23 protein-coding genes and 1 other annotated feature are annotated in these 25,949 nt (G+C 71.4%); of the genes, 11 read left to right on the top strand and 12 right to left on the bottom strand.

Features of this window, described 5'->3' with window-relative positions; genetic code table 11:
* The first annotated feature begins 513 nt into the window (after positions 1 to 513).
* The 6 genes from lptF to rsmA all read left to right on the top strand — a co-directional run bounded on the left by lptF (position 514) and on the right by rsmA (position 8,216).
* A complete protein-coding gene (gene lptF / locus BY998_RS12370) occupies positions 514 to 1,683 on the top strand; it encodes an LPS export ABC transporter permease LptF (RefSeq protein WP_110351919.1) in 1,170 nt (389 codons plus the stop codon).
* Between the two features lie 10 nt (positions 1,684 to 1,693).
* Entirely contained in the window at positions 1,694 to 2,782 is a 1,089-nt protein-coding gene (gene lptG, locus BY998_RS12365; protein ID WP_110352025.1) for an LPS export ABC transporter permease LptG, read from the top strand.
* A gap of 75 nt (positions 2,783 to 2,857) precedes the next feature.
* The gene (locus BY998_RS12360) at positions 2,858 to 5,449 is read left to right on the top strand and encodes an LPS-assembly protein LptD (protein WP_181425506.1); all 2,592 of its coding nucleotides are present in this window, start codon (positions 2,858 to 2,860) and stop codon (positions 5,447 to 5,449) included.
* A 77-nt stretch (positions 5,450 to 5,526) separates the two neighbouring features.
* Positions 5,527 to 6,213 (top strand): class I SAM-dependent methyltransferase, encoded by a 687-nt coding sequence (locus BY998_RS12355; RefSeq protein ID WP_110351918.1) that lies wholly within the window; start codon positions 5,527 to 5,529, stop codon positions 6,211 to 6,213.
* 68 nt (positions 6,214 to 6,281) lie between these two features.
* A complete protein-coding gene (gene pdxA / locus BY998_RS12350; RefSeq protein WP_110351917.1) occupies positions 6,282 to 7,331 on the top strand; it encodes a 4-hydroxythreonine-4-phosphate dehydrogenase PdxA in 1,050 nt (349 codons plus the stop codon).
* Positions 7,332 to 7,343: 12 nt separating this feature from the next.
* A complete protein-coding gene (gene rsmA, locus BY998_RS12345; protein ID WP_110351916.1) occupies positions 7,344 to 8,216 on the top strand; it encodes a 16S rRNA (adenine(1518)-N(6)/adenine(1519)-N(6))-dimethyltransferase RsmA in 873 nt (290 codons plus the stop codon).
* Between the two features lie 70 nt (positions 8,217 to 8,286).
* Here the strand turns inward: rsmA and BY998_RS12340 are convergent, their stop codons facing one another.
* The 7 genes from BY998_RS12340 to modC form a co-directional block, all read right to left on the bottom strand.
* The gene (locus BY998_RS12340) at positions 8,287 to 9,366 is read right to left on the bottom strand and encodes an alpha/beta hydrolase (protein WP_110351915.1); all 1,080 of its coding nucleotides are present in this window, start codon (positions 9,364 to 9,366) and stop codon (positions 8,287 to 8,289) included.
* A 146-nt stretch (positions 9,367 to 9,512) separates the two neighbouring features.
* The gene (locus tag BY998_RS12335) at positions 9,513 to 11,030 is read right to left on the bottom strand and encodes a SulP family inorganic anion transporter (RefSeq protein WP_110351914.1); all 1,518 of its coding nucleotides are present in this window, start codon (positions 11,028 to 11,030) and stop codon (positions 9,513 to 9,515) included.
* Positions 11,031 to 11,099: 69 nt separating this feature from the next.
* Positions 11,100 to 11,155 (bottom strand) — a sequence feature (sul1 is cis-regulatory element that is thought to sense ions involved in sulfur or methionine metabolism; They are found in Alphaproteobacteria).
* Between the two features lie 66 nt (positions 11,156 to 11,221).
* On the bottom strand, positions 11,222 to 12,376 hold the full coding sequence (locus tag BY998_RS12330; protein ID WP_110351913.1) for an adenylate/guanylate cyclase domain-containing protein: 1,155 nt from the start codon (positions 12,374 to 12,376) through the stop codon (positions 11,222 to 11,224).
* A gap of 211 nt (positions 12,377 to 12,587) precedes the next feature.
* Positions 12,588 to 13,304, bottom strand: coding sequence for an LrgB family protein (locus tag BY998_RS12325; protein ID WP_110351912.1), 717 nt, complete (start codon positions 13,302 to 13,304; stop codon positions 12,588 to 12,590).
* The gene (locus BY998_RS12320) at positions 13,301 to 13,687 is read right to left on the bottom strand and encodes a CidA/LrgA family protein (protein ID WP_110351911.1); all 387 of its coding nucleotides are present in this window, start codon (positions 13,685 to 13,687) and stop codon (positions 13,301 to 13,303) included. The genes BY998_RS12325 and BY998_RS12320 overlap by 4 nt, the downstream gene beginning before the upstream one ends.
* Positions 13,688 to 13,826: 139 nt before the next feature.
* The gene (locus BY998_RS12315; protein WP_110351910.1) at positions 13,827 to 14,309 is read right to left on the bottom strand and encodes a TerB family tellurite resistance protein; all 483 of its coding nucleotides are present in this window, start codon (positions 14,307 to 14,309) and stop codon (positions 13,827 to 13,829) included.
* A 144-nt stretch (positions 14,310 to 14,453) separates the two neighbouring features.
* Entirely contained in the window at positions 14,454 to 15,557 is a 1,104-nt protein-coding gene (gene modC / locus BY998_RS12310) for a molybdenum ABC transporter ATP-binding protein (protein ID WP_110351909.1), read from the bottom strand.
* A gap of 145 nt (positions 15,558 to 15,702) precedes the next feature.
* Here modC and BY998_RS12305 point away from each other — a divergent pair, with 145 nt between their 5' ends.
* Positions 15,703 to 16,359, top strand: coding sequence for a glutathione S-transferase (locus BY998_RS12305; RefSeq protein WP_110351908.1), 657 nt, complete (start codon positions 15,703 to 15,705; stop codon positions 16,357 to 16,359).
* Between the two features lie 46 nt (positions 16,360 to 16,405).
* On the opposite strand, the gene modB is transcribed toward BY998_RS12305, so the two are convergent.
* The 3 genes from modB to BY998_RS12290 all read right to left on the bottom strand — a co-directional run bounded on the left by modB (position 16,406) and on the right by BY998_RS12290 (position 17,721).
* Positions 16,406 to 17,131, bottom strand: coding sequence for a molybdate ABC transporter permease subunit (gene modB / locus BY998_RS12300; protein WP_110351907.1), 726 nt, complete (start codon positions 17,129 to 17,131; stop codon positions 16,406 to 16,408).
* Positions 17,132 to 17,236: 105 nt separating this feature from the next.
* Complete coding sequence (locus BY998_RS12295) at positions 17,237 to 17,482, bottom strand: BrnA antitoxin family protein (RefSeq protein WP_110351906.1); 246 nt, start codon at positions 17,480 to 17,482, stop codon at positions 17,237 to 17,239.
* Positions 17,483 to 17,487: 5 nt separating this feature from the next.
* Complete coding sequence (locus tag BY998_RS12290; RefSeq protein WP_110351905.1) at positions 17,488 to 17,721, bottom strand: hypothetical protein; 234 nt, start codon at positions 17,719 to 17,721, stop codon at positions 17,488 to 17,490.
* Positions 17,722 to 18,284: 563 nt separating this feature from the next.
* Here BY998_RS12290 and BY998_RS12285 point away from each other — a divergent pair.
* Positions 18,285 to 19,964: a methyl-accepting chemotaxis protein gene (locus BY998_RS12285; RefSeq protein WP_110351904.1), complete on the top strand. Its 1,680-nt coding sequence runs from the start codon at positions 18,285 to 18,287 to the stop codon at positions 19,962 to 19,964.
* A gap of 37 nt (positions 19,965 to 20,001) precedes the next feature.
* Here the strand turns inward: BY998_RS12285 and BY998_RS12280 are convergent, their stop codons facing one another.
* Entirely contained in the window at positions 20,002 to 20,742 is a 741-nt protein-coding gene (locus tag BY998_RS12280) for an SDR family oxidoreductase (RefSeq protein ID WP_110351903.1), read from the bottom strand.
* Between the two features lie 81 nt (positions 20,743 to 20,823).
* Here BY998_RS12280 and BY998_RS12275 point away from each other — a divergent pair, with 81 nt between their 5' ends.
* Both BY998_RS12275 and BY998_RS12270 read left to right on the top strand, forming a co-directional pair.
* Positions 20,824 to 21,501: a TetR/AcrR family transcriptional regulator gene (locus BY998_RS12275; protein ID WP_110351902.1), complete on the top strand. Its 678-nt coding sequence runs from the start codon at positions 20,824 to 20,826 to the stop codon at positions 21,499 to 21,501.
* Positions 21,502 to 21,730: 229 nt separating this feature from the next.
* Positions 21,731 to 23,413, top strand: coding sequence for a methyl-accepting chemotaxis protein (locus tag BY998_RS12270; protein WP_110351901.1), 1,683 nt, complete (start codon positions 21,731 to 21,733; stop codon positions 23,411 to 23,413).
* 93 nt (positions 23,414 to 23,506) lie between these two features.
* Here BY998_RS12270 and BY998_RS12265 read toward each other — a convergent pair whose 3' ends face one another.
* On the bottom strand, positions 23,507 to 24,403 hold the full coding sequence (locus BY998_RS12265; RefSeq protein ID WP_110351900.1) for a LysR family transcriptional regulator: 897 nt from the start codon (positions 24,401 to 24,403) through the stop codon (positions 23,507 to 23,509).
* Positions 24,404 to 24,727: 324 nt separating this feature from the next.
* Here BY998_RS12265 and BY998_RS12260 point away from each other — a divergent pair, with 324 nt between their 5' ends.
* Complete coding sequence (locus BY998_RS12260; protein ID WP_110351899.1) at positions 24,728 to 25,891, top strand: mandelate racemase/muconate lactonizing enzyme family protein; 1,164 nt, start codon at positions 24,728 to 24,730, stop codon at positions 25,889 to 25,891.
* Positions 25,892 to 25,949 lie beyond the last annotated feature (58 nt).

Here is a 25,949-nt window from a genome sequence, read left to right as displayed (position 1 = left end):
TCGGAGCGGCCGACCGATGGCCCGGTGTCCTTAGCTCGCGGGCAAGCTTCCGCTCCGTCGGATCCCAAGAGAGACAACGCGCGTGCCGCGGACCGCGACGAGACCGAATCCCGCCGGGCGTCCGGAGCCGTCGCCCGGTCGCAAGGCTGGCCGAGATCGCCGAGCGGGCGGCGCGGGGCCGGGAGAGCCGGTGCAAGTCCTTGTCCGGGGCTGGCAATCCGGGGCTGTCCACGCTGCCCGGTGTGCTGACGCGCGCTCGACCGGCGGATGGCGGTCGCCGTCGCCTGCCCGGAGCCGGAGGCGGCTTGACGCCCTCTCCACGGGTTCTCGCCGGCTCCTCCCCGGTCACTCCCGGCACCCAAAGGCCCGCGCCGCGAAACGGCCTCATTCCGGGCGCCCCGAGACTTGGCAGTCCGGCCGCGATCCGGGCCGCTTGGCCCGGTCGCCGCGACCGGCGACAAGGGGACGCCGCCTCGGCGGCCAGCAGGGGTGGTTCGGAGCCGGACGGCGCGGATGACGCAGATCGAGCGCTACATATTCAGGATCGCGCTCGGGGCCTTCCTCACCTGCCTGATCGGGCTCACGGGCACGATCTGGGTGACGCAGGCCCTGCGCGAGCTCGACCTCGTCACGGCCAAGGGCCAGACGCTCCTCGTCTTCCTGTTCATCACCGGCCTGTCGCTGCCGACCCTGATCACGGTGATCGCCCCGGTCGCGCTGTTCATCGCCTGCGTCTACGCGCTGAACAAGCTCAACGGCGATTCCGAACTGATCGTGATGTCGGCCGCGGGCATGCCGCCGCGGCAGCTGCTGCGGCCCTTCGTGACGCTGGCCTTCGCCATCAGCGTGGTGGTCGCCTTCCTGACGATCCAGGTCATGCCCTCCTCCTTCCAAGAGCTGCGCGACGTGCTGACGCGGGTGCGCGGCGACTTCGTCGCCAACGTCGTCAAGGAGGGGCAGTTCACCTCGCTGGACAGCGGCATCACCTTCCATTTCCGCGAGCGCGGACCCGACGGTTCGCTCCAGGGGCTGTTCATCCAGGACAAGCGCGAGCCCGGCAAGGCCGTGGTCTACCTGGCCGAGCGCGGCCGCGTCAGCGAGGTCGATGGGCAGACCTACCTCGTGCTGGAGAAGGGCAGCATCCACCGCCAGCAGAAGGACAGCCGCGATTCCTCGATCGTGAGCTACGAGCGCTACGCCGTCGATCTGGCCGCCTTCACGCCCCCGGATTCCGAGACGATCTACAAGCCGCGCGAGCGTTCGACGGCGGCTTTGCTCTTCCCCGACACGAGCGAGGGCTATTACCGCCTGCAGAAGGGCCGCTTCCGGGCCGAACTCCACGACCGGCTCTCGGCCTGGCTCTACCCGCTGGCGCTCGCCTTCATCGCCTTCGCCGCGCTGGGCGATCCGCGCACCACCCGCCAGGGCCGGGGTCTCGCCGTGGCCGGCGCCGTGATCGGCGTCATCGCCCTGCGCATCGCCGGCTTTGCCGCCAGCAGCGCCGCCGTGCGCAGCCCCGGCGCCGTGGCGGCGATCTACGGCGCGCCCCTCGGCGCCATCGCGCTCTGCTGCCTCATGATCTTCGGCGGTGCCCGCACCCGCGCGCTCGGCGAGCGCCTCGGCCGGCCCTGGCGGGCGCTGGCCGCCGCCCTGCGGCGCCGGCCGCAGGCCGGGCGGGCCTGAGGGAGCGATCATGCTCATCGGCGCCACCCTCGGCCGCTACTTCGCGTGGCGCTTCGTGCGCACGATCCTGGGCGTGTTCCTCACGGTCTTCGCGCTGGTCTACACCCTCGACTTCGTCGAGCTCTTGCGCCGCGCGGGCGAGTCGGAGGGGGCCTCGACGGGGCTGATGGCCCAGCTCGCGCTCTATCGCACGCCCGCGGTGGCCGAGAGCGTGCTGCCCTTCGCGGTGCTGTTCGGCTCCATGGCCGCCCTGCTCCAGCTCTCGCGCAAGCTCGAACTCGTGGTGGCGCGGGCCGCCGGCATCTCGGCCTGGCAGTTCCTCCAGCCCGGCGCCTTCGTGGCACTCGCCATCGGTGCGCTCACCATCGGTGCCTACAATCCCCTCTCGGCGGCGCTCAAGCAGCGCTCCAGCGAGATCGAGGCGAAGATCTTCGCCAAATCCACCAAGGCCGGCACCGGCAAGGACCTCTGGCTGCGCCAGCGCAGCGTCGACGGTCAGGCGATCATCCGCGCCGAGACGGCGATCGAGGGCACCACCACGCTGGCCGGCGTCACCGCCTTCCTGTTCGACGAGGCGGGCGTCTTCTCCGCCCAGGTCGAGGCGGCGCGGGGAATCCTGCACGACGGCTGGTGGGAGTTCCAGGATGTGCGGGTTCTCACACGGGATCAGCCGCCCGAGAGCCACGAGATCTACCTCGTGGCCTCCACTCTCGACCCGAGCCAGATCCGCCAGCGCTTCACGCCCCCGGAATCTGTGCCCTTCTGGCAACTTCCACAGACGATCGCGCGCCACGAGCGGGCCGGGCTGGATGCCACGCGCTACCGGCTCCAGTACGATGTACTGCTGGCAACGCCCCTGCTCTACCTCGCGATGGTCCTCGTGGCGGCAACGGTTTCCTTAAGATTCTTCCGGTTTGGTGGGGTCGGCAAGCTGGTGCTCGGCGGGGTGGCGGCAGGCTTCGTGCTCTACGTCGCGCGGCAGGTCATGGAGGGCCTGGGCGCGTCCGGCATGGTCGCGCCGACAGTGGCGGCGTGGTTCCCCGCCGTGGTAGGGAGTCTGCTCGGTACGCTCACGCTTCTCTACCAGGAGGACGGCTGATGCAGGGTCTTCCGGGGAAGCGCGGTGCCGGGCCGTGTCGTCGTGCAGGGGGCTGCACAGGGTTCGAGGGACGCGTTGCGTAAGGTCGCCGACATCGCGATCACGGTCTCGATGGCCGCTCTGCTCACGGCAGCCTTCGGGCTGACCGCGCAGCGCGCCCATGCCCAGGCCGGACTCGAGAAGCTCGCCGGAGGCGGCAAGGGCGAGAAGCCCGGCCAGCGCCTGCTCGTGGAAGCCGACGAGCTGATCTACGACAACGACCGCAACACCGTGACCGCGCGGGGCAATGCCGAGCTGCATTACGGCGCCCGCACGCTCCAGGCTGACCGGGTCCGCTACGACCGGGGCACCAGCCGCGTCTTCGCGGAGGGCAACGTCCGCCTGACCGACGAGACCGGGGCGCTGGTCACCGGCGAGCGGATGGAGCTGACCGACGACTTCAAGAACGGCTTCGTCGATGCCCTGCGCATCCAGCAGACCGTCCAGATGAAGGGCGAGACCGTGCGCACGCGCATCTCCGCCCCGCGGGCGGAGCGGATCGCGGGCGAGCAGTCGAGCTTCGACTACGCCACCTACACCGCCTGCGAGCCCTGCAAGGACAACCCGACGACGCCGCCGCTCTGGCAGATCAAGGCGTCCAAGATCGTCCACAACAACCAGACCCACACGATCACCTACGAGGATTCGACCCTCGAACTCGGCGGCATTCCGGTCGCCTACCTGCCCTATTTCGAATCCGCCGACCCGACGGTGAAGCGCAAGACCGGCTTCCTGACGCCGCGCTTCATCACCTCGACGGCGATCGGCACCGGCGTGGCGACGCCGTACTTCATCAACCTTGATCCGAGCTACGACCTGACGATCTCGCCCGCCTTCGTCTCGCGCCAGGGCGTGCTGGGACAGGCCGAGTTCCGCCAGCGGATCGACAACGGGTCGTACAACCTGCGCCTGTCGGGCATCTTCCAGTCGACGCCCTCGGCCTTCCTGCCGGGGCCGCTGGGCGCAGCCGACCGCGACTTCCGCGGCTCGATCGAATCGCGCGGGCGCTTCTACATCAACGAGAACTGGCGCACCGGCTGGGACCTCGTCGGCGTCACCGACAAGTGGTTCCTCGACAATTACCGCATCCGCAACCAGAACATCACCACGGATTACTTCCGCGAGGCGGTGTCGAGCGCCTACCTCGTCGGCCAGGGCGACCGCTCCTGGTTCGAGATGCGCGGCTACTACTTCAAGGCCCTGTCGAGCTTCGATTGGCAGAAGGAGCAGCCCGTCGTCCTGCCGGTGATCGACTACGACAAGCGCATCGATGGGCCCAAGCCGCTCGGCGGCGAGGTGCGCTTCGAGGCCAACGTCACCAGCCTCACCCGCGAGGCCACCGACTTCCAGGGCATCCCGCGCACGGGCAGCTACCTGTTCGCCCCGAGCGTCAACGGGATCAGCTACCCGCTCTATGAGACCTGCACCACCTTCGTGCGGGAGCGCTGCATCGTGCGGGGCCTCGGCGGCACCAACACCCGCCTCTCGGCCCAGGTCTCCTGGCGGCGCAGCTTCATCGACGATTTCGGCCAGGTCTTCACGCCCTTCACCTACCTGCGCACCGACGCCTTCTTCGTGAACCCGAGCCTGTCCGGCTTCCAGAACGCGCTGGTGAACAACATCACCACGGTCGATGACGGCTTCTCCGGCCGGGTCATGCCGGCCATCGGCATCGATTACCGCTACCCCTTCGTCGCCGATTTCGGCGCGCTCGGCGTCCACACCCTGGAGCCCATCGCCCAGGTGATCGCCCGGCCCTCCGAGACCCGGATCGGCCGCCTGCCCAACGAGGACGCGCAGAGCCTCGTCTTCGACGACACCTCGCTCTTCGAGTGGGACAAGTTCTCCGGCTACGATCGGGTCGAGGGCGGCGTGCGGGCCAATCTCGGCGCGCAATACTCGGTCGTGACCCCGACGGGCTGGTACGCCAACGTGATGTTCGGCGAGTCGATCCAGATCGCGGGCGTGAACTCGTTCCGCCGCGGGGATCTGGCCAATGTCGGCCTCGATTCCGGCCTGGAGAACCGCCGCTCGGACTTCGTGAGCCGCTTCCAGCTCTCGCCCAACCAGAACATCAGCTTCATCGCCCGCGCCCGCTTCGACCAGCGCGATCTGGCGGTGAACCGGTTCGAGGCCGGCGTGACCGCGCGCTTCGCGCCGTTCCTGCCGCTCGAGACCTCGCTGTTCTACTCCTTCTACGAGGCGCAGCCGGCGCTGGGCTTCTCCCACCGCCGCGAGGGCGTGACGGCCTCGGCCACCTACCGCATCACCCCGAACTGGTTCGTCACCGGCTCGGCGCTCGTCGACCTCACCCACTACCTGGACACCCGCGACACCTTCGCGGACTACTACACCGCCTACCTCGCCAACCCGGTCGGCCTCGCGCCGGTCTACAGCAATCCGGGCCGGGCCTATCTCTCGGGCATGAGCCTCGGCGGCGGCTATCAGGACGAGTGCACCACGGTCTCGCTCAACTACATCGTCTCGCCCATCGCCACCGCGATCGGCGTGCGCGAGCGCAACCAGACCGTCCTGCTCCGGCTGGAGCTGAAGACGCTGGGCGAGGCGGACCTGCGCCAGAACGTCAGCACCTCGACCACCGCCGACGGCATCGCCACGGTGCGCTGACGATGCTGCCACGCGCCGCGGCGAGGAAGCGATGCTGAAGACGCACGGCCGGCGCGCTCACCCGCGCCTACGGCGCCCTGGCGACGCTGCCCTTCGCCTTCCGCCGGGACCGGATCGCCCCGCCGCGGGATCTGGCCCACGGCGCCTGGATCGACAGCCTGTCCGAGCGCTTCGACCGGCCGGGCCTGCGCGTGCTGGAGGTCGGCTCGCGCAACGTCACCGGCGCCAATTTCCGCCATCGCTTTTCCCGGGCCGAGTATGTCGGCTTCGACTTCTACGCCGGCGAGAACGTCGACGTGGTCGGCGACGCCCACCGGCTCTCCAGCTATTTTGCGCAAGACGAGCGCTTCGACCTGATCTTCTCCTCGGCGGTGTTCGAGCACCTCGCCATGCCCTGGCTGGCGGCGGTCGAGATCGGTCGGCTCCTGAAGGTCGGCGGCCACGTCTTCGTCGAGACGCACTTCTCCTTCCGCTCCCACGAGCGGCCGTGGAATTTCTTCCAATTCTCCGACATGGGCCTGCGCGCCCTATTCAACGACGCGCTCGGCTTCGAGCTGATCGAGAAGGGCATGAGCAGCCCGATCGCCGGCTACTTCACCGCCGCCGCCCGGCCGGGCCTGCGCTTCTCGCCCATCACCGAGATGTACGGACACAGCGAGATCCTGTGCCGCAAGCGCGCGGAGCCGCCGGCCGGCTTCGACTGGAGCCGGGTTCCCCTCGACGCCGTCGTGGACGGCACGCGCTACCCGGAGCCGACGCGGTAGGCGGCCGCGCCCGCGCCCGCTCGCGCGCGGCCTCGGACATCGCCGCAAAGGCTGTATAAGTCCCGGCCATGGCTTCGGACGACAAACCCCTCGCGCTCACCCTCGGCGACCCCTCCGGGATCGGGCCGGAGATCGCGCTCGCCGCGTGGCGCCTGCGCACCGAGCGGGGCGTGCCGCCATTCCAGCTCGTCGGCGACCCCGATTTCCTGGAGCGGACCGCCCACCGGCTCGGCCTGTCAGTGCCCGTGGCCGAGGTCGAGACCGAGGATGCCTGCGCGGTGTTTCCCCGGGCGCTGCCCGTCCTGCCGCTGCCGAGCGGGGCCGGGGTGACCGCCACGCCCGGCGCGCCGGATTCGGCGAATGCGGGCGCGATCGTGGAATCGATCACCGCCGCCGTCGATCTGGTGCGCTCCGGCGCGGCCTCGGCCGTGGTGACCAACCCCATCGCCAAGTTCGTGCTGACCCGGGTCGGCTTCGCCCATCCCGGCCATACCGAGTTCCTGGCCGCGCTCGCGGCCAAGGAGGGCCGCGAGCCGCCGCTGCCGGTGATGATGCTGTGGAGCGACACGCTCGCCGTGGTTCCGGTGACGATCCATGTCGCCCTGCGCCGCGTGCCGGACCTGCTGACGCAAGGTTTGGTCGAGCGTACCGCCCGCATCGTCCACGCCGACCTGCGCGCCCGCTTCGGCCTCGACAACCCCCGCCTCGTCCTGTCGGGCCTGAACCCCCATGCGGGCGAGTCCGGCACCATGGGCACCGAGGATCGCGACGTGCTGGCCCCCGCCGTCGCGGCCCTGCGCAGCGAGGGCATCGACATCCGCGGGCCGCTGCCCGCCGACACCCTGTTCCACGAGCGGGCGCGGGCGACCTACGACGTGGCGCTGACCCCCACCCACGATCAGGCGCTGATCCCGATCAAGACGCTCGCCTTCGACGAGGGCGTGAACGTCACCCTGGGATTGCCCTTCGTGCGCACCTCGCCGGATCACGGCACCGCCTTCGACATCGCCGGCAAGGGCGTGGCCAAGCCCGACAGCCTGATCGCGGCCCTGCGGCTGGCGCACCGCCTCGCGCAGCGCCCGGCCGCCACCGTTACGCCCTTCCCCGTCCGCGCCTGAGCCTCTTCGCCGATGAACACCGAAGCGTTGAGCGCCGACGGCCTGCCGCCCTTGCGCGAGGTGGTGCGGCGCCACGGGCTGGAGCCGAAGAAGGCGCTCGGCCAGAATTTCCTGTTCGATCTCAATCTTACCGGCCGCATCGCCCGCTCGGCGGGCGCGCTCGACGGCGTCACCGTGGTGGAGGTCGGCCCCGGCCCCGGCGGGCTGACCCGGGCGCTGCTGGCGGCGGGTGCCAAGCGCGTCGTCGCCATCGAGCGCGATCCCCGGGCCCTGCCGGCGCTCGCCGAGATCGCCGCGCACTACCCCGGCCGGCTCGACGTGATCGACGCGGACGCGGTCGGCTTCGATCCGCGTCCCCTCGTCGGCGACGGGCCGGTGCGGATCGTGGCCAACCTGCCCTACAACGTCGCCACCGTGCTGCTCACCGGCTGGCTCGGCGCCGAGACGCGGGACGACAGCTGGCCGCCCTGGTGGGACTCGGCGACCCTGATGTTCCAGCGCGAGGTGGCCGAGCGCATCGTCGCCGACGAGTCGGACCGGGCCAATTACGGCCGGCTCGGCGTCCTGTGCGGCTGGCGCACGCAGGCGACCATCCTGTTCGACGTGGGCGCTAGCGCCTTCGTGCCGCCGCCGAAGGTCACCTCCAGCATCGTCCACCTGCGCCCGCGCCCCGAGCCCCTGCCCTGCCGCATCGCGGATCTGGAGCGGGTGACCCGCGCCGCCTTCGGCCAGCGCCGCAAGATGCTGCGCCAGAGCCTGAAGGCCGCGACCCCCGACCCCGCCCGCCTGCTCGCCGCCGCCGGGCTGCCGGAGACGGCGCGGGCGGAGGAGATTCCGGTGGCGGGGTTCGTGGCGCTGGCGCGGGCGCTGGAGACGGGGGGATAGGCGGGAGCCCAGCCTGACCGCTTGCGATCGAGCCCGGCGGGTGCAGACCCGGAAGCCCGGAGGCCTTGGCTCAGCGCAGCGTCATGACATCGTCGATCGCGCGCTCGACCTTCAGCCGCGCGGCGTAGTGCGTCATGTGGCCGATGCCGGGCAGGAGCCGGAGGGTGCTTCCGGAGATCGTCGTGTGCAGCCGCACCGAATGGTCGCTCGACTTGACGATGGCGTCCGCATCGCCGGCCACGATGGAGACCGGCAGCGTCAGGCCCGCGTAACCACGCTCGAGCGCGGTGACGGCGGCGTTCATCGAGGCGGCGTCTTCCGCGACGGCGCGGGCTTGCGTCGCGGCCGCGGCGATCTCGATCGGGAAGCGCGCCCTGAAGCGGGCCGGCACGGGTTGGGGCCAGAACACCTGCCGGAACGACTGTTCGGTGAGCGCCGCACTGAGCTTCGCCGGCACCATCGCCCGCGCCGCGTCGCCGATCCCCGGCATCGCCAGCGGTGCGAGCATGGCCGCGTCGCCGCGGCGTCCCGGGAAGTAGGAGCCCGACAGCAGCACGAGGCCGCGCAAGGCGCGCCGCCCCTCGGCCGCGAGCGCCAGGGCGACGATCGTGCCCCAGGAATGCCCCACCACGAGGGGGCGCTCGACGGAAAGCTGGTCCAGCACCCGGTGCAGGAGCACGGCCTGGGCTTGCGCCGTCCAGATGCGGTGGCGGGGGCGGGCCGTGTAGCCGAAGCCGGGCCGGTCGATCGCGATGACCCGGTAGCGCGTCGCCAGCCGGTCGATCAGTCCGCAGATCGCGAAATCCTCGGCCATGGTGCCGTTGCCGTGGACGAGGACCACCGGCCGCCCCCGGCCGCGCACAATGACGTGCACGGGCAGGGAATCGACCGTCACGAACTGGCCGGGCGGCTTGCGGACGATCCCTCTCCCCTGCGGGGCGAAGGCGGCCGCGACCACTTTCTCGGTGTGGCGGACCGACCGCTTCACGGTCCGGACCGTCGCCTTCTTCGTCTCCCGGATCGCCTTCTCGGTCGACCGGGTCACGGCCTTGCCGGCGGCGTCGACGGAGCGCGTGACCTGCCGCGTGGTGCGGGCGAGGCTTTTGCGCACGAGGCGCCGGGCCTGACGGGAGGGGTCGAAGGGAAACACGGCGCCTCGCGGAGCAACGGGCCATCGTCGGGGTCCCGCCGCGATGCGCCGGCCTGTCCCCGGACGATACTACCGAGTTTCCGCTGCACTGCACAACCAGGGCGGGCGCGGAAGGTGCCGGCCGGTCCTCTCCGTCACCGTGCCCGTCAATGCACGGGCAGCGAGGCGCCCGCCTTGTCGTGTTGCCCGAAGCGCTCGACCAGGGTGGCGCTGGCCTCGTTGAGGCCGATCACCTCCACGATCCGGCCGGCGGCGCGGGCCTTCATCACCACGCGGTCGAGGGCGCCCACCGCCGAGATGTCCCAGAAATGGGCCGCGTGCACGTCGATGACGAGGCGCTCGACCGGCTCGCGCCCGTCGAAGCTCTCCGCGAAGGTGCCAGCGGAGGCGAAGAACACCTGGCCCGAGACCCGGTAGGTGCGGGTGCGCCCGTCCGCCGACAGCTCCGAGACGACCCGGCTCATCCGGGAGACCTTGCCGGCGAAGAACACGCCCGACAGCAGCACGCCCACCAGCACGCCGATGGCGAGGTCGCGGGTGGCGACGACGACCGCCACGGTGGCGAGCATCACCACCGAGGAGGGCAGCGGGTTGCTGCGCAGGTCCAGGAGCGAGCGCCAGGAGAAGGTGTTGAGCGAGACCATGATCATCACCGCCGTCAGCGCCGCCACGGGCACGATGGCGAGGAGATCCTGCAGCAGCACCAGCAGCAACAGCAGGAAGGCGCCCGCCACCAGGGTCGAGAGCCGGCCGCGGGCGCCGGACGAGACGTTGATGACCGACTGGCCGATCATGGCGCAGCCGCCCATGCCGCCGAACACGGCCGAGCTCATGTTGGCGAGCCCCTGGCCCATGCATTCGCGGTTCTTGGAACTGCCGGTATCCGTCATGTCGTCGACGATCTGCGCGGTGAGCAGGCTCTCCAGGAGGCCGACCGCGGCGAGGGTCGCCGAATAGGGCAGGATGATGCGCAGGGTTTCGAAGGTCAGCGGCACGTCGGGCAGGGCAAAGCTCGGCAGGGCGCTGGGCAGGGCGCCCAGATGCGCGACCGTGCGCACGTCGAGACCGAGGAAGGCTGTGAGCGCGGTCAGCACCGCGATGGCCACCAGCGGGGACGGCACGGCGCGGGTGATTCTAGGGAAGCCGTAGATGATGGCGAGTCCGAGCGCGATCAGGGCGTAGGTGGCCGGGGTCACACCGGTGAGTTCGGGCCACTGCGCCAGAAAGATCAGGATCGCCAGCGCATTGACGAAGCCCGTCATCACCGAGCGCGAGACGAAGCGCATCAGCCGCCCGAGCCGGGCGAGCCCGGCCAGGATCTGCAGCACGCCCATCAGGATGGTGGCGGCGAAGAGATACTGGACGCCGTGGTCGCGCACGAGATCGACCATCACCACCGCCGTGGCGGCGGTGGCGGCCGAGATCATGGCCGGGCGCCCGCCCGCGAAGGCGATGGTGCAGGCGATGACCACGGAGGCGTAGAGGCCGACCTTCGGATCGACCCCGGCGATCACCGAGAAGCCGATGGCCTCCGGGATCAGGGCGAGCGCGACCACGAGGCCGGAGAGGATGTCGGCCCGCGGTTGGGCGAGCCAGGGTGAGAGCCAGGGCGGGAGCCGGGACGGGGCGGACCGCCGGCGGGCGGTTGTCGGCAGCGATGACATCGAAAATGAATCCGCAGAGGGACGCAGGCCCCGCGACGAAGGCGCGGAGGACAGAAGGCGTCACGAATGCGTGGTCCGGCGGATCGGCGGCCGGAAGAGCCACCCGGGCTTGCACCGGGTCCAGGCGAATGTCCGGCTTGTAGAGTGTCGGGTATTGCGGCGCAACACGGTGGCCGAAGGCCGGGCGCCGCTCAGGCCGAGGCTGCTGATTCTCGCGGCACACCCAATTCGGCCTCCTGCCGCCTGGGCTGAGGCACGTAGTCCGGCGCTGCCGGCTTGCGCTCGGCTCCGGCACCCGCACGATGGCTCGACGCGCCGGCGGTGACCGGCGCGCGCATCTCCGTCAGCGCATGTACGGCCATCGTCTCGCGACGGCCCCGCAGACGGTACCCCCCGAGCGCCTCGGCGGCGATGCCGTCGGGAAGGGCGGGCAGCCTGGTCAGGACGGCGTCCGAGATCAGCACGCTCCGCCCGGTCTCCCGGCACAGACCCTCCAACCGTGCGGTCGCATTCATGACGTCGCCGAAATAGGCGATCTTGTGCCGGTCGACGCCGACTTCCGCCGTCACGACGCCGCCGCCATGCAGGGCCGCGCGCAGCTCGGGAACGAAGCCGAAGCGCGCGAGCCAGCCGTTCCGGTCGCGTTCGAGGGTTTGACGGATCGCGAAGACGCAGGCGACGCAGCGCGCCCGCTCGATGCCCCGGGCGAGGGGCCATGAGACGATGACCTGATCGCCGACATAGTCGTCGACCTGCCCGCGATGGCGCCGCACCGGCTCGGCGATCGCGGCGAAGACGGCCTTCAAGAGTTCCTGCGCGGCGAGGTCGCCCTGCTTCTCCGCGTAGGCCGTCGATCCGACGAGATCGAGGAACAGGAACACGCGCTCCTCGCTGATCGGGCGGTGGTAGCGCCCCAGGATCAGGCTCGTGAACGTCTCGCTGCCGATCAGGTCGCGAACGCGCAGGACGGCGACGATCAGCGCCGAGACCACCAACGCGAACGGGATCGTGGAGAGCTTGGGCGTGACGGCCTCGGCGAAGGTCTTGTCCGCGATGCCGAGCGCCCAGAGGATCGAGCCCGTCAGCGACATCCCGGTCACGATCACGAGAACCAAGCTGCTCTCGGCGGCCGCGAAATAGGCGAGCGTCGGCAATCGTCGCAGGCGCCGGCTGTAGCCGGCGAGGAAGAGGCCGCGCTCGTAGGCGATCACCAGGAGTCCGACACCCGTGCCGTAGAGGACACCGGCGAGCGTCGGCCCGTCGCCGAACAGAAGGCCGTGCAGCGCGCCGAAAGAGGCGCTGACGACGGCCATCGTCATCCAGAACGTCAAGGTGCCGTTCGACATTGTCTTCGTCGGCTCCGGGCGCTGCCGAAAGGATGGACGGGCCATCGCAGCGACGGCGTGAGCTTAGAAGACTTTCCGAAGTCCTCCACCGCATCGTCGTGCGGCACCGCACAGACCCCGAAGACGCAGCGCCGGATCGGGCTCGCGGCGCGGGCATTCTTCTCGATGTTCGTCCGCGACGTATCGGCCGGCAGGGCCTCACCGCAAAAACCTACCGCAGAAAACTCACCGCCACCGGCACCAGTATCGCGGTCAGGAACGCATTCAGCCCCATGGCGATGCCGGCGAAGGTGCCGGCGACCTCGCTGACCTGGAAGGCGCGGGCGGTGCCGAGCCCGTGGGCGGCCAGCCCCGCCGCGAAGCCGCGGGCGCGCATGTCCTCGACGCGCAGCAGTCGCATCAGCGGCGTGACGATGACCGCGCCGGCCATGCCGGTGAGCATCACCAGCACGGCGGCCAGCGTGGGATCGCCGCCGAGCGCCTCGACGATGCCCATGGCCACGCCCGTGGTCACCGATTTCGGGGCCATGGCCAGCATCACCTCGTAGGGGATGCCGGCGAGCGTGGCGAAGGCCAGCGCCGAGGCCATCGCGGTGACGCAGCCGACGAGGAGGGCGGCGAGCATGGGCAGGAGCGCGCGCGTCACCGTCGCGCGCCGCTCGTAGAGGGGCACCGCCAGCGCCACCGTGGCCGGCCCGAGCAGGAAGTGCACGAACTGCGCGCCCTGGAAATAGGCCGGATAGGGCGTGCCCGTGAGCGTCAGCAGCAGGCCGATCATCCAGATCGAGTGGATCACCGGGTTGGCGGCCGGGTGGCGGCCCGCCGCCTGGAACAGCCGGTCGGCCACGGCGTAGGCGAGCAGCGTCACCGTCAGCCACAGCAGCGGCGTGTGGGTCAGGTAGACCCAGAGGGCGAAGTCGCCGTTCACCGCCGGTCCATGAGCCGCGAGACCGCGACGAAGGTCAGCACGGTTGCCGTCAGCGTCAGGGTGACCGAGAGGACGAGCACGAGCGCGAGCGCCAGCCCGTGGCTCGCCAGCACGTCGAGCTTGCCGACGATGCCGACGCCAGCCGGCACGAACATGATTGAGAGATGCGCCAGCAGCCCCTTGGAGGCGTCCTCCAAGCCGCCGTCGACCAGCGGCGGCGGCAGCCAGCGGTTCGAGACCGGCCGGGCGCGGTCGCGCAGCACGAGGAAGACGAGCAGCAGCGCCATGCCGATCACCGGGCCCGGGACGGGCAGGCCGGCGGCGCGCGCGGCGACTTCGCCCGCGAGCTGCGCGAGCAGGATCACGGTGAGGCTGACGATCATGAGAGCACGCGGGATTCCGAAGGGATCATCCCTTCGGCGGGGCGCCGGGGCGGATCCTCGGTCTTCCTCCAGGGCTGCGCCCCGAACCCGCGAAAGGGCGCGCCCTCCCGAAACCCCGGCCTTTCCGCGCAGCGGAGCGTCATGTGCCGGCGGGGCTCGCCGCCTCGCGGGCGCCCCGGAGCCGGGCGGCGTCGATCGCCGCCTCGTCGAAGCCGAGCAGCTTGCCCAGGCGCCAGACCAGCGCCTCCTCGAACTCGTGCACCGCGCCGTCCGCGCCCGCCACGGCCCAGGCCATGGCCAGCAGCCGCTCCCGCTCGCCGGGCGCGCCGTCGCCGCCGATCTGCTCGACGAGGCTCGTCATGTCGCGGGTCTGTGCGTCGAAGGCGGCGGCCCGCTCGATCAATCCTTCCGCCTCCGCGTCGCTGGCGGCGTAGCGGCCGCGCACGAGGCGCACCAGCCGCGCGGTCTCGGCCGCGTCGAGCAGGCCGTCGGCGCGGGCGACGTGGACGAGGAGCGCCGTCGCCGCGAGATGCTCCTCGCTGCCGTCGGGCATGGGCTCAGCCGGGGCCGGCAGGCCGAAGGCCGAGGAGGCGTAGGAGAGGAGACGCTGCAGAAGGGCCATGTCCGGGTTCCGTCCGGTTTCGGCGCCACCGTCGGGGCCGCGCGGGACAAAGGTCAAGCGAGGAGCGGAGCGGGCCGGACCCGGCCGCGTCGTTTCGGGCGCGGGCGTGGCGCGGCTGCACCGGAGGACGCCGGCCGGCCGTCCTCAGATCTCGATCCGCCCCTCCCCGGCCGCGGTGCCCGCATCCAGCGCGACGCTCTTGACGATGGCGTAGACCGGCCGGCCGACCGCGAGCCCGAGATCGCGTGCGGAGGCGCGGGTGAGGCGGGCGGCGAGGATCGCCTCGCCGCAGGCCACCTCGACGAGGCAGGCCGGCCCCTCCTCCGCGAGGCGCGCGACCCGGCCGGCCAGGACGTTGCGCGCGCTCAAGGCCCGCGGCGGCTCGGTGGCCAGCAGCACGTCGCGGGCGGGAATGCGCAGGTTCAGCCGGCGGCCCGGCGGCAGGGCCAGGAGCGGCACGTCGAGCCTCAGAGCGCCGCCCTCGCCGCCGGCGAGCCGGGTCAGGCCGGCCGACGGGTCGTGGCCCTCCACGCGCAGCGCCAGCACGCTGCCGGCTTCCGCCCCGTCGGGGATCAGCTCGGGCCGGCGCAGCACGGCGTCGACCGGGCCGCTCGCCGCGACGCGCCCGCCCTCCAGCACCACCACGGTGGAGGCGAGACGGGCCACCTCCGCCACGGAATGGCTGACATAGACGATGGGCAGTCCCGCCTCGTCGCGCAGCCGCTCGATATAGGGAAGGATCTCGCGCTTGCGGGCCTCGTCCAGCGCCGAGAGCGGCTCGTCCATGAGAAGCAGGCGCGGGCGCGCCAGCAGAGCCCGGCCGATCGCCACCCGCTGCCGCTCGCCCCCCGAGAGGCCGGCCGGGCGCCGCTCCATGAGCGGGGCGATGCCGAGGAGATCGGCCACCGCGTCGAGGTCCGGCCCTCCCGTTCCGCGCGTGAAGAAGCGGCCGAAGCGCAGGTTCTGGCGCACGCTGAGATGGGGCATCAGCCGCGCCTCCTGGAAGACGCAGCCGATCCGGCGCCGATGCACCGGCACGCGGATGCCGCGCTCCGTGTCGAGCAGCACCGCGCCCGCGATCGCGATGCGCCCGCGTTCGGGTAGCGCGAGCCCGGCGATCAGGTCGATCACCGTGGTCTTGCCCGAGCCGGAGCGCCCGAACAGGGCCGTGAGCCCGGCCCCGGCCGTGAAGGCGACCTCCAGGGCGAAGGCGCCGCGGCGGAGCGAAACGTCGATCTCGATCGTCATGGCGCGTCGGTCCGGGAGGCTCGTCCGTTCGAGGGGCGAGGCGGCTTGCGGGGGCCGGCTTGGCAGAAAAGCCGAGGCGGACACAAGTCGCGGGCCCGATGCGCCGCCCGCCGCGTTGTCGGCGCGAGGCCGCAAGGGAGTCCCGATGATCACCGTCCACCATCTGGAGAACAGCCGCTCGCAGCGGGTGCTGTGGCTCCTCGAAGAGCTGGGGCTCGCCTATACGGTGAAGCGCTACGACCGCGACCCCGACACGATGCTGGCGCCGCGCGAACTCAGGGCCGTGCATCCGCTGGGCAAGTCGCCGGTCGTCGAGGCGGACGGGCAGGTGATCGCCGAGACCGGCGCCATCGTGGAATTCCTCACGGCGCGGGTGGGCGGCGCCCTGGTGCCGCCGCCGGACACGCCGGAGGCCCTGCGCTACACCTACTTCCTGCACTACGCCGAGGGCTCGGCCATGCCGCCGCTGCTGCTGAAGCTGGTGTTCTCGCGGCTCGCGCCCGGCAGCCCCGCCCTGCTGCGCCCCCTGGTGCGCGCCATCGCCGCCCGGGTCACGGCCGGCTTCGTCGATCCGGAATTGCGCCGCCACGCCGCGTATTGGGAGGCGGAGCTGGCCGGGCGCCCGTATTTCTGCGGAGCGGACTTCACCGCCGCCGACATCATGATGAGCTTTCCTCTCGAAGCCTTTTCCGCCCGCGGCACCGGCGCCGGTCCCCACCTCAAGGACTGGCTCGCCCGCATCCACGCCCGACCCGCCTACGGGCGGGCGCTGGAGCGGGGCGGGCCTTACGCCTACGCGTGAGAAGGCCTGCGCCCGAGACGGGGAGGCAGGAGCGCCCCGGCTCCCCTCACCTCTCCGCCCCGATCCGCCGGCTCATGCGCCGGGCCAGCGCTTCGGAGGCGAGGAGCGCCAGCATCGAGACCGCGACCGAGATGAGGGTGAGGCGCAGGGCCCCCGCCTCCCCGCCCGGCACCTGGGTCAGCGTGTAGATCGCCGAGGGCAGGGTCTGGGTCTCGCCGGGGATGTTGGAGACGAAGGTGATCGTCGCGCCGAACTCGCCCATCGCCTTGGCGAAGGCGAGCACCGCGCCCGCGAGAATCCCGGGCAGGCTCAGCGGCAGGGTGACGGCGAGGAAGACCAGCGGCGGGGGCGCGCCCAGGGTTTCCGCTGCCTGCTCCAGCCGGCGGTCGACCGCTTCGATCGACAGGCGCATCGCCCGCACCATCAGCGGGAAGCCCATCACCGCGCAGGCGAGCGCCGCGCCGGTCCAGCGGAACGAGAACACGATGCCGATCTCGGCGAGCCACGCCCCGAACAGGCCGCGCCGGCCGAAGGCGAGGAGCAGCAGGTAGCCCGTCACCACCGGCGGCAGGATCAGCGGCAGGTGCACGAGCCCGTCGATCAGGGCGTGTCCGGGAAAGCGCCGCCGCGCCAGCAGCCAGGCCACGAGGAGGCCGGGCGGCAGGCTCGCCAGCGTCGCCACGGCGGCGATCCGCAGGGAAAGGAGAAGGGCCGTGGTCTCGTCGGGGCTGAGGCCGAGGGCGCCGGCGAGCAGGTCGGCGGTTCCGCTCACGGCACCCCTTCCCGCCGAGCAGGGACGAGACATGGCGGAGGCGAAGGCCCTCTCATCGCGCGCGCATCTCGGGTCCGGCCCGGGTCGGCGTCTTCGATCGGCGGCTCAGAGCCCCGCCGCGGCCTTGAGCGCGGCGTTGATCCGGTCCTGCCAGCCGGGGCCGTCCTTCTGGAAATGCTCCAGCACGGCCCGGTCGATGCGCAGCGAGACGGTCTCGCGGGCGCCGGGAACGAGCGGGGCCCGCGGCGCGACCGGCGCGGCCTCGGGGGCCTTCTTCGTGGTCACCGCCCGGAAGGCGGCTTCGGCCGCCTGACGCGGGTCGCTCGGACGGCGGGTGCGGTCGATGGCCATCGCGGTCAGACCGTCGCCTTCTTGCGGCTGCGCTTGGGCGCGGGCGGGTTGGCGGCCTTCTCGGCGGCCTCCTCGGCCTCCTTGGCGAGGCGCAGGGCCCGCAGGCGCACGGTGCGCTCGTCCACGGCTTTGACGGCGGCCAGATGCTCGGCCATCGCCTGCTGACCCTCACGAGCCATGCGTTCGGCCCGCTCCGCGCGCTCCGCGGCCCGGGTCTTGGCGTCGATGTCGTCGCTCATGGAAAAATCTTTCGATGAGGATCGCGCCGCACGAGGTCCCGCGGCGGCGCGCGGCGTCCCGACGCGGCAGTCAAGCGAGTGCGGAACGGCAGAAAACCCCGAGCAGGACCGTCAGGGATTTCCGAAGGCTTTAGCACGAAAGCGCGCGCAAAGACCAACCCGGTGGGGGCATGGGAGGTTTTCCCCCGCTCTTCGTCGGCCCTGCGCAAGGCAGGCGCACCGCCGGCCCGAACGGCGCCCCGCGCCGGGATCGCGGATAGGCAGATGTCCTGCCCGCGCCCGCGTCGGGACGACTTGAGATCGTCCGGTTCGGATCGAACGACAGCGCAAACCTCCGCATCGCGATCGGTGACGTGTCAGGAACGTCGCCGATGGATGCAAGACAGCCCGGCCGCCTCGAGGTCTGCCGCGCGTCTTCGCGCACGAGTTTTCGCGAATACGCAGCATCGGACCGCGCGATTAGGCTTTTCGCGCACGGTCCGCGGGCGGATTAAGTTTCGAAAAACGATCATCTGTTAGTCCATCCGACAGTCCGCCGGCTCAAGGCGGCTCGGGGTTGTTCCATGCGCGCGTCCATCAAAGTCGCCCTCACCGGCCTGTTCGGAGTAATGGCCATCCTGTCGGTCGGGCAGGGCGTTTCCGGCCTCACGAGTAATGCGGCCGTCGAGACGAAGGTCTCCGACATCACGACGAACTGGATGCCCTCGCTCGATCTCGTCCGGCAGATGCAGGCCACCTTCTCGGACGTGCGGACCGCCCGCCTCGGCTTCCTCCTGAGCGAGAGCGACGCGGAGCGGGTCGCGGCGCGCCGGCAGATCGATGCGGTGATCGCCCGGATGCAGGACCAGATGCGGCGCTACGAGCCCCTGGTCAGCTCCGCCGAGGAGCGCGCGCTCCTCACGGCCTTCCGGGAGAAGTGGACGGCGAATACCGGCCTGTTCGACCGGGTGGCGAACCTCGTCGAGCAGGGCCGCGCCCCGGAGGCCCGCCAGTTGTTCCAGACGGAGGTGCGCGACAACTTCACGAGCGCCGGCGCCATCCTGAACCAGGATGCCGAGCTGAACCGAAAGGGCGCGCTCGAGGCCGCCGCCGCGGCCGAGGCGGCCAGCGCCTGGGCGCGCGGCGTCACCTGGCTCGCCCTCGTGCTCGTGGGTCTGGCCGCCATCGGCGCCCTGGCCTTCAGCTTCTTCCGGATCGCGCGCCCGCTGCAGGCGATGACGGCTGCGATGAACACGCTCGCGACCGGCCAGACCGGCATCGTCGTTCCCGGCACCGGGCGGCGCGACGAGCTCGGCGCGATGGCGGCGGCCGTGCAGGTCTTCAAGGACAATCTGATCCGCACCCGCGCCCTGGAGGATGAGACCGCGCAGGCTCGCGCCTCGGCCGAGGAGCAGCGCAAGGCCGGCATGCGCCAGATGGCCGACCGCTTCGAGGCGGCCGTGGGCGGCATCGTCGGCAGCGTCTCCGCCTCGGCCACGCAATTGCAGGCGACTGCCCAGCAGATGACCTCCACCGCGGGCGAGACGGCCTCGCAATCCACCGCCGTGGCCGCCGCCGCCGAGGAGGCCGCCTCCAACGTCAACACCGTGGCCGCGGCGGCCGAGGAACTCGGCGTCTCCGTCTCGGAGATCAGCCGTCAGGTCGCCGGCTCGGCCGGGCTGGCCCAGGCGGCCGTGGGCGAGGCGGACCAGACGGCGCATCTGGTCGAGGAGCTGTCGCAGGCGGTGGTGACGATCGGCGACGTCGTCGGCCTGATCTCGACCATCGCGGGCCAGACCAACCTCCTGGCGCTCAACGCCACCATCGAGGCGGCCCGCGCGGGCGAGGCGGGGCGCGGCTTCGCGGTGGTCGCCTCGGAGGTCAAGGAACTCGCCTCCCAGACCGCCCGGGCCACCGAGGAGATCGGCCGGCATATCGGCCGCATCCAGGGGGTGACGGGGCAGGCGGTGAGCGCCATCGGCTCGATCACCCTGCGCATCCGCGAGATCAACGCCGTGGCCGCCTCCATCGCCGCGGCGGTGGAGGAGCAGGGCGCGGCCACCCAGGAGATCGTGCGCAACGTCTCCCAGGCCGCCACCGGCACGGGCGAGGTCACGCAGAACATGACCGGGCTGGCCCAGGCCTCGGAGGATACCGGCGCGGCGGCCACGCAGGTGCTGGCTTCCGCCTCCGAGCTGTCGCGCCAGTCCGAGCACCTCTCCGCCGAGGTGCAGCGCTTCCTCGACACCGTGCGCGCGGCGTGAGGCGCGGCGGCGCCCCTTGAGGGGGGCGCCGCTCCGCTCAGGCGTTCAGGCCGCCATCGACCGTGACGACGGAGCCGGAGATCTGCCGCGCCGCGGGGCTGATGAGGAAGGCGACCGCCGCGGCCACGTCGTCGGGCGTGCCGTAGCGGCCGAGCGCCGTCAGGCTGCGGATGCCGTCGGCCTGCGCGCCCTCGGCCGGGTTCATGTCGGTGTCGGTCCCGCCCGGCTGGACGAGATTCACGGTGATGTCGCGGGGGCCGAGTTCGCGGGCAAGCCCCCGGGTGAAGGCGAGCAGCGCGGATTTCGTCATCGAATAGACCGTCACGCCCGGAAAGGGCACGCGCTCGGCGAGGCACGAGCCGATCGAGACGATGCGGCCGCCCGCCCCGAGATGCGGGATGGCCGCCTGCGAGGCCAGCACGACCGAGCGCACGTTGACGTTCAGCAGCGCGTCGATGTCGGACAGGCTCATGCTCTCGACGGTGCCGCCCCGGGCGATGCCGGCATTGTTGACGAGGATGTCGAGGCCGCCGAGCCCGTCGACCGCCTCCGCCACGGAGCGCGACACCGCCGCCGCGTCGGCGCTGTCGGCCTGGATCGCGAGCCCGCGCCGGCCCCTCCCCTCGATGCTCCGCACGACCTCGGCCGCGCGGTCGGCCGACCGCTCGTAGGTGATCGCCACATCCGCCCCCCGCTCCGCCAGCCCCAGCGCGATGGCGGCGCCGATGCCGCGCGAGGCACCCGTGACCAGGGCGCGCTTGCCAGCCAGATCCTGCATGGTCCGTCCTTTTTGTAACGATCGACACAGAAATGGCTAGGCGTGTTGGTGGGAGCGGTCAAGGAGATTATATATCGATCGATGCAGAAATCGGGACGCAGACCGGAGGCCGAGAGCGACCCCGGGGAAGCAGCGCGCAGCCGCGGGCGGCCGCGCGCCTTCGACCGCGAGGCAGCCCTGGCGCATGCGACGCGGCTGTTCTGGCTGAAGGGCTACGAGGCGACCTCGATCGCCGACCTCACGCAGGCCATGGGGATCGGCTCGCCGAGCCTCTACGCGGCCTTCGGCTCGAAGGAGGCGCTCTATCTGGAGGCCCTGCGCCACTACTCCGAGCGCTACGAGGCCTCGGTCTGGGGGGGATTCGGGGCCGCGGGGACCGCGCGCGAGGCGGTCTCGACCTACCTCCTCGACTCGGCCGCCGCCCTCACGGGATCGCTCGGCGACCAGCCCCTCGGCTGCATGGTGACGCTCTTCTCCGTCGGCGGCGCGGGCCACGCGGATCTCGGCGAGCGGATGCGCGCGGCGCGCGCCGTGACCTTGGAGCGCCTCGAAGCGCGCCTCGCCCGCGCCGTGGCGGAGGGGGAGATTCCGGCCTCGACCGATCTGCGGGCGCTGGCCCGCTTCGCCCAGACCGTTCAGAGCGGCATGTCGATCCTGGCCCGCGACGGCGTCGGGCGCGCCGAGCTGGAGGCGGTGGCCGCCCTCGCGATGCTGGGGTGGGACGCCCGCCTCAGGCCTCACGCGGACGGGCCGGCCTGAGGGCCGCGGTCGCGCGCGATCACCTGGAAATCCCGTCGACGATCGACGTCGTGGGATCTCGCACGGCGAAAGAGGCGCCCATCCGAAGCGTGTCGCGGCGAGCGCGGTGTTACAGCGCGCGGCATTCGCTCGATCGGACTACGAAAGATTAACCTAGGATTCTAAAATTACAGTTATATTGCATAGTCAGCGCGCGCATTTTCAGTCGTGCTCTGAGGGTATCACTATAATGCTGGGTTCGTTCTCTCTCAAAGCAAAGCTCATTGCTTGCTTCTCGATCATGCTCGCGCTCGTCTGCGGTCTCGCCGCGCTGGCCTATGTCCAGATGGAGACGATCAACCGGACGATCACCGAACTGCGCACGCAGCGGTTCCCCGCGACGCAGGCGCTCGGAAACATCCAGACCGCGACGCTGCGCATCCGGATCAACGGCGGCCGGATCCTGTCGGCCAAGACGCCCCAGCAGAAGGCCGATGCCCTCGGCTCCATCCAGCAGCGGCAGGCCGAGCTGCGGGCCGCGCAGGCGCGCTATGTCGGCCTCGTCGAGTCGCCCGCCGCACGCGACCTCTTCCAGACCTTCGAGCGCCAGTGGGCCGCCTATCTCGAGCAGCAGGCCGAGGGCTTCGTCCAGGCCGAGCGCGGCGATGCCGCCGCCGCACAGGAGCACTTCAACACGGTGATGTCGGACGCGATCCGGGGCATCACGGCGACGCTGAGCAAGCTGGCGGAGGTCGAGGTCGCCGCCGCGAGCGCGAGCGGCGCCGAGGCGCAGGCCGCCCACGAGCGGGCCCGCCAGCAGATCGTGGGCTTTCTCGCCTTCGCCGCGATCCTGGCCGCCGCCGCGGTGGCGATGCTGGTCCTGACGATCAGCCGCCCGCTCGAGCGCATGACGGCGGCCATGCGCCGGCTCGCGGCCGGCGACACCGGGACCGCCTCCGCCATCGGCCGGCGCGACGAGGTCGGCGCGATGGCGGAGGCGGTCCAGGTCTTCAAGGAGAACATGATCCAGGCCCGGCGGCTGGAGGAGGAGACCGTGCAGGCGCGGGCCTCGGCCGAGGAGCAGCGCAAGGCCGGCATGCGCCAGATGGCCGACGCCTTCGAGCAGGCGGTCGGCGGCATCGTCGGCACGGTGTCGGCCTCCGCCACGCAATTGCAGGCGACCGCGCAGACCATGACGGCGACGGCCTCGCAGACGGCCTCGCAATCGACCGCCGTGGCCGCCGCGGCCGAGGAGGCCGCCACCAACGTCAACACCGTGGCCGCGGCGGCCGAGGAACTCGGGGTCTCCGTGCAGGAGATCGGACGGCAGGTCCTGGGCTCGTCGGACCTGGCGCAGCGGGCCGTCGGCGAGGCGGACCAGACCGCTCGGCTGGTGCAGGACCTCAACGGCGCGGTGAGCCGGATCGGCGACGTGGTCGGCCTGATCTCGAACATCGCGAACCAGACCAACCTGCTGGCGCTCAACGCCACCATCGAGGCCGCGCGGGCGGGCGAGGCCGGACGGGGCTTTGCCGTCGTCGCCGCCGAGGTGAAGGAACTGGCGAGCCAGACGGCGCGTGCCACCGGTGAAATCTCCGACCAGATCGCCCAGATCCAGGGCGCGACCGGCGAGGCGGTGGGCGCGATCGGCTCGATCATGGCCCGGGTCCGCGAGATCAACGGGGTGGCGGCCACGATCGCGGCCGCCGTGGAGGAGCAGGGTGCGGCCACCCAGGAGATCGTGCGCAACGTGGCCCAGGCCTCGACGGGCACCTCCGAGGTGACGGGCAACATCGCGGGCGTGGCGCGGGCCTCCGAGGAGACCGGCGCGGCCGCCTCCCAGGTGCTCGCCTCGGCCTCCGAGCTGTCGCGCCAGTCCGAGCATCTCGGCGCCGAGGTGCAGCGCTTCCTGGCGGGCGTGCGCGCCGCCTGAGCGCGGGGCGGGCGACGACGAGGAGGGCCGCCGCCGAGGCGGCCTTTTCGCGTGACGGAGGCGGCATCCCGCGCTCGCGATCGGGCCGTCTCGTCACGCCTCCCGGGCAAGCCGATCCCAGAGCGCGTCGGCGGCCTGGTTGCGGCATGCGAGGGATCGGAACAGCCTGATCTCGATCGGGATGTCGAACGCGTCCGGACCCGCCCGCACGAGGCTGCCGCGGGCCCGGTCCTCGGCCGCCATGGTCTGCGGCAGCCAAGCGATGCCGTGCCCGTCGCGCGCCATCGTCATCAGCGTCGCCGCCAGATGCGAGGTCAGCCCCGTCGCCATGTGGGTGCGCGCTCCGTCCCGGCAGGCCGCGAGGATGCGCCCGAGCCCGGAGGCCTGGCTGTAGGCGAGATGGGGGACCGGCGCCGTCGGCGTCCCCGGCAGCGACCATATCGGCCGGCCGGCCGCGTCGGGCGCGCAGAGCGGCACGAGCACGTCGTCCCCCACGCAGAGGCTCGGGAAGCGGTCCGGCTCGAAGCGCGTCGGCGCCTCCGGATGGACGTGGCAGAGCAGGAAATGCACCTCGTCGGCCAGCAGGATGGCCTCGCAGGCCTCCATGCTGTCCGAGACGAGGTTGAGCGCGCCGAGCGCCTGAAGCTGCAACAGGCCGCGGATCCAGTGCGGGAAGAAGGTGAAGGAGAGGGCGTGCGTCGCCGCCAGCGACAAGGTCACCGTCTCCCGGTCGCCGACCGCCCGGGTCGCGCGGCGGGCGCGCTCCAGGCCGCGCGCCAACGCGTCGGCGGCCGGCCGGAAATGGGCGCCGGCCGCCGTCAGCGCGGCCCCTTGCGCCCCGCGCAGGAACAGGGGCGTGCCGACCCAGTCCTCCAGGGCGCGGATGCGGCGGCTGAACGCCGGCTGGGATACGTTCCGGGCCTCGGCCGCCCGGGAGAACGTCTTCAGCTCCGCCAGGGCGAGGAAGTCCTTGAGCCAGTCGAGATCCATGCCGATGCCGTTTGCGCATAGCCCGAACCGAACATGGCATTGGCCGGACCGGCCGGTCCAGACCTATGGTGTCGGCAAGATCCCGCGAGAGGAGCCGTGCGCCTCGACTGTCGGGCGAGACCACTGGGAGAGACGAAGCCGTGAAAGACTGGTCGGGCCGGCTCTCTATTCCAAGTCTTCGTCGCCGTCATTCCCGGCGGTCCGATCGGGGATGTCCTTCCCCATCTCGGCCTCACGCTGCAGCCCCTGGCCGACGGCTCTAGAATTCGCGCCCGCCCGATCCCGTCCCATCGAACCCACCCGACACTCTTGAGGAGAACCACGATGCGCATCGTCGACGTCTGCGAGGTTACCAAGCCGATCGCGTCCCCCATCCGCAACGCCTATATCGACTTCTCGAAGATGACCGCGAGCCTCGTCGCCGTCGTCACCGATGTGGAGCGCGACGGCCGCCGCGTGGTCGGCTACGGCTTCAACTCGAACGGTCGCTACGGCCAGGGCGGCTTGATCCGCGAGCGCTTCCGGAACCGCATCCTGGAGGCCGATCCCCGGCGCGTCCTCGACGAGGCCGGCGACAACCTCGACCCGCACAAGCTGTGGGACGTGATGATGGCCAACGAGAAGCCCGGCGGCCACGGCGAGCGCTCGGTAGCCGTCGGCACCCTCGACATGGCGATCTGGGACGCGACCGCCAAGATCGCCGGCAAGCCGCTGTTCCGGATGCTCGCCGAGCGCAACGGCCGCGAGGCCGACCCGCGCGTCTTCGTCTACGCGGCCGGCGGCTACTACTATCCGGGCAAGGACGACACGCAGCTGCGCGCCGAGATGCGCGGCTATCTCGATCGCGGCTACAACGTCGTGAAGATGAAGATCGGCGGCGCGCCGATCGAGGAGGACCAGCGCCGCATCGAGGCGGTGCTGACGGAGATCGGCTCCCAGGCGCAGCTCGCGGTGGACGCGAACGGCCGCTTCAGCCTGGAACAGGGCATCGCCTACGCCAAGATGCTGCGCCAGTATCCGCTGTTCTGGTACGAGGAGGTCGGCGACCCGCTCGACTACGCGCTGCAGGCGGCCCTGTCCGAGTTCTATCCCGGCCCGATGGCGACCGGCGAGAACCTGTTCTCGCACCAGGATGCCCGCAACCTGCTGCGCTACGGCGGTATGCGCGCGGACCGGGACTGGCTGCAATTCGACTGCGCCCTGTCCTACGGACTGGTCGAGTACCTGCGCACCCTCGACGTGCTGCACCAGTTCGGCTGGTCGCCCAAGCGCTGCATCCCGCATGGCGGCCACCAGATGTCGCTCAACATCGCGGCCGGCCTCGGCCTCGGCGGCAACGAGAGCTACCCGGACCTGTTCCAGCCCTATGGCGGCTTCCCGGACGGGGTGCGGGTCGAGAGCGGCCACATCGTCATGCCCGAGCTGCCCGGCATCGGCTTCGAGGGTAAGTCGGACCTGATCAAGGTCATGCGCGAACTGGCCGAGTGAACCGGCCGAGCGAGGCGCCGGAATGATCGCGGTCGGGCGGAACACGGGGGTTGCGGCG

Origin of the sequence: Methylobacterium sp. B4, from assembly GCF_003201865.1 — a bacterium.
Classification (GTDB): domain Bacteria; phylum Pseudomonadota; class Alphaproteobacteria; order Rhizobiales; family Beijerinckiaceae; genus Methylobacterium.
This window is presented reverse-complemented; position numbering and strand designations above follow the sequence as displayed.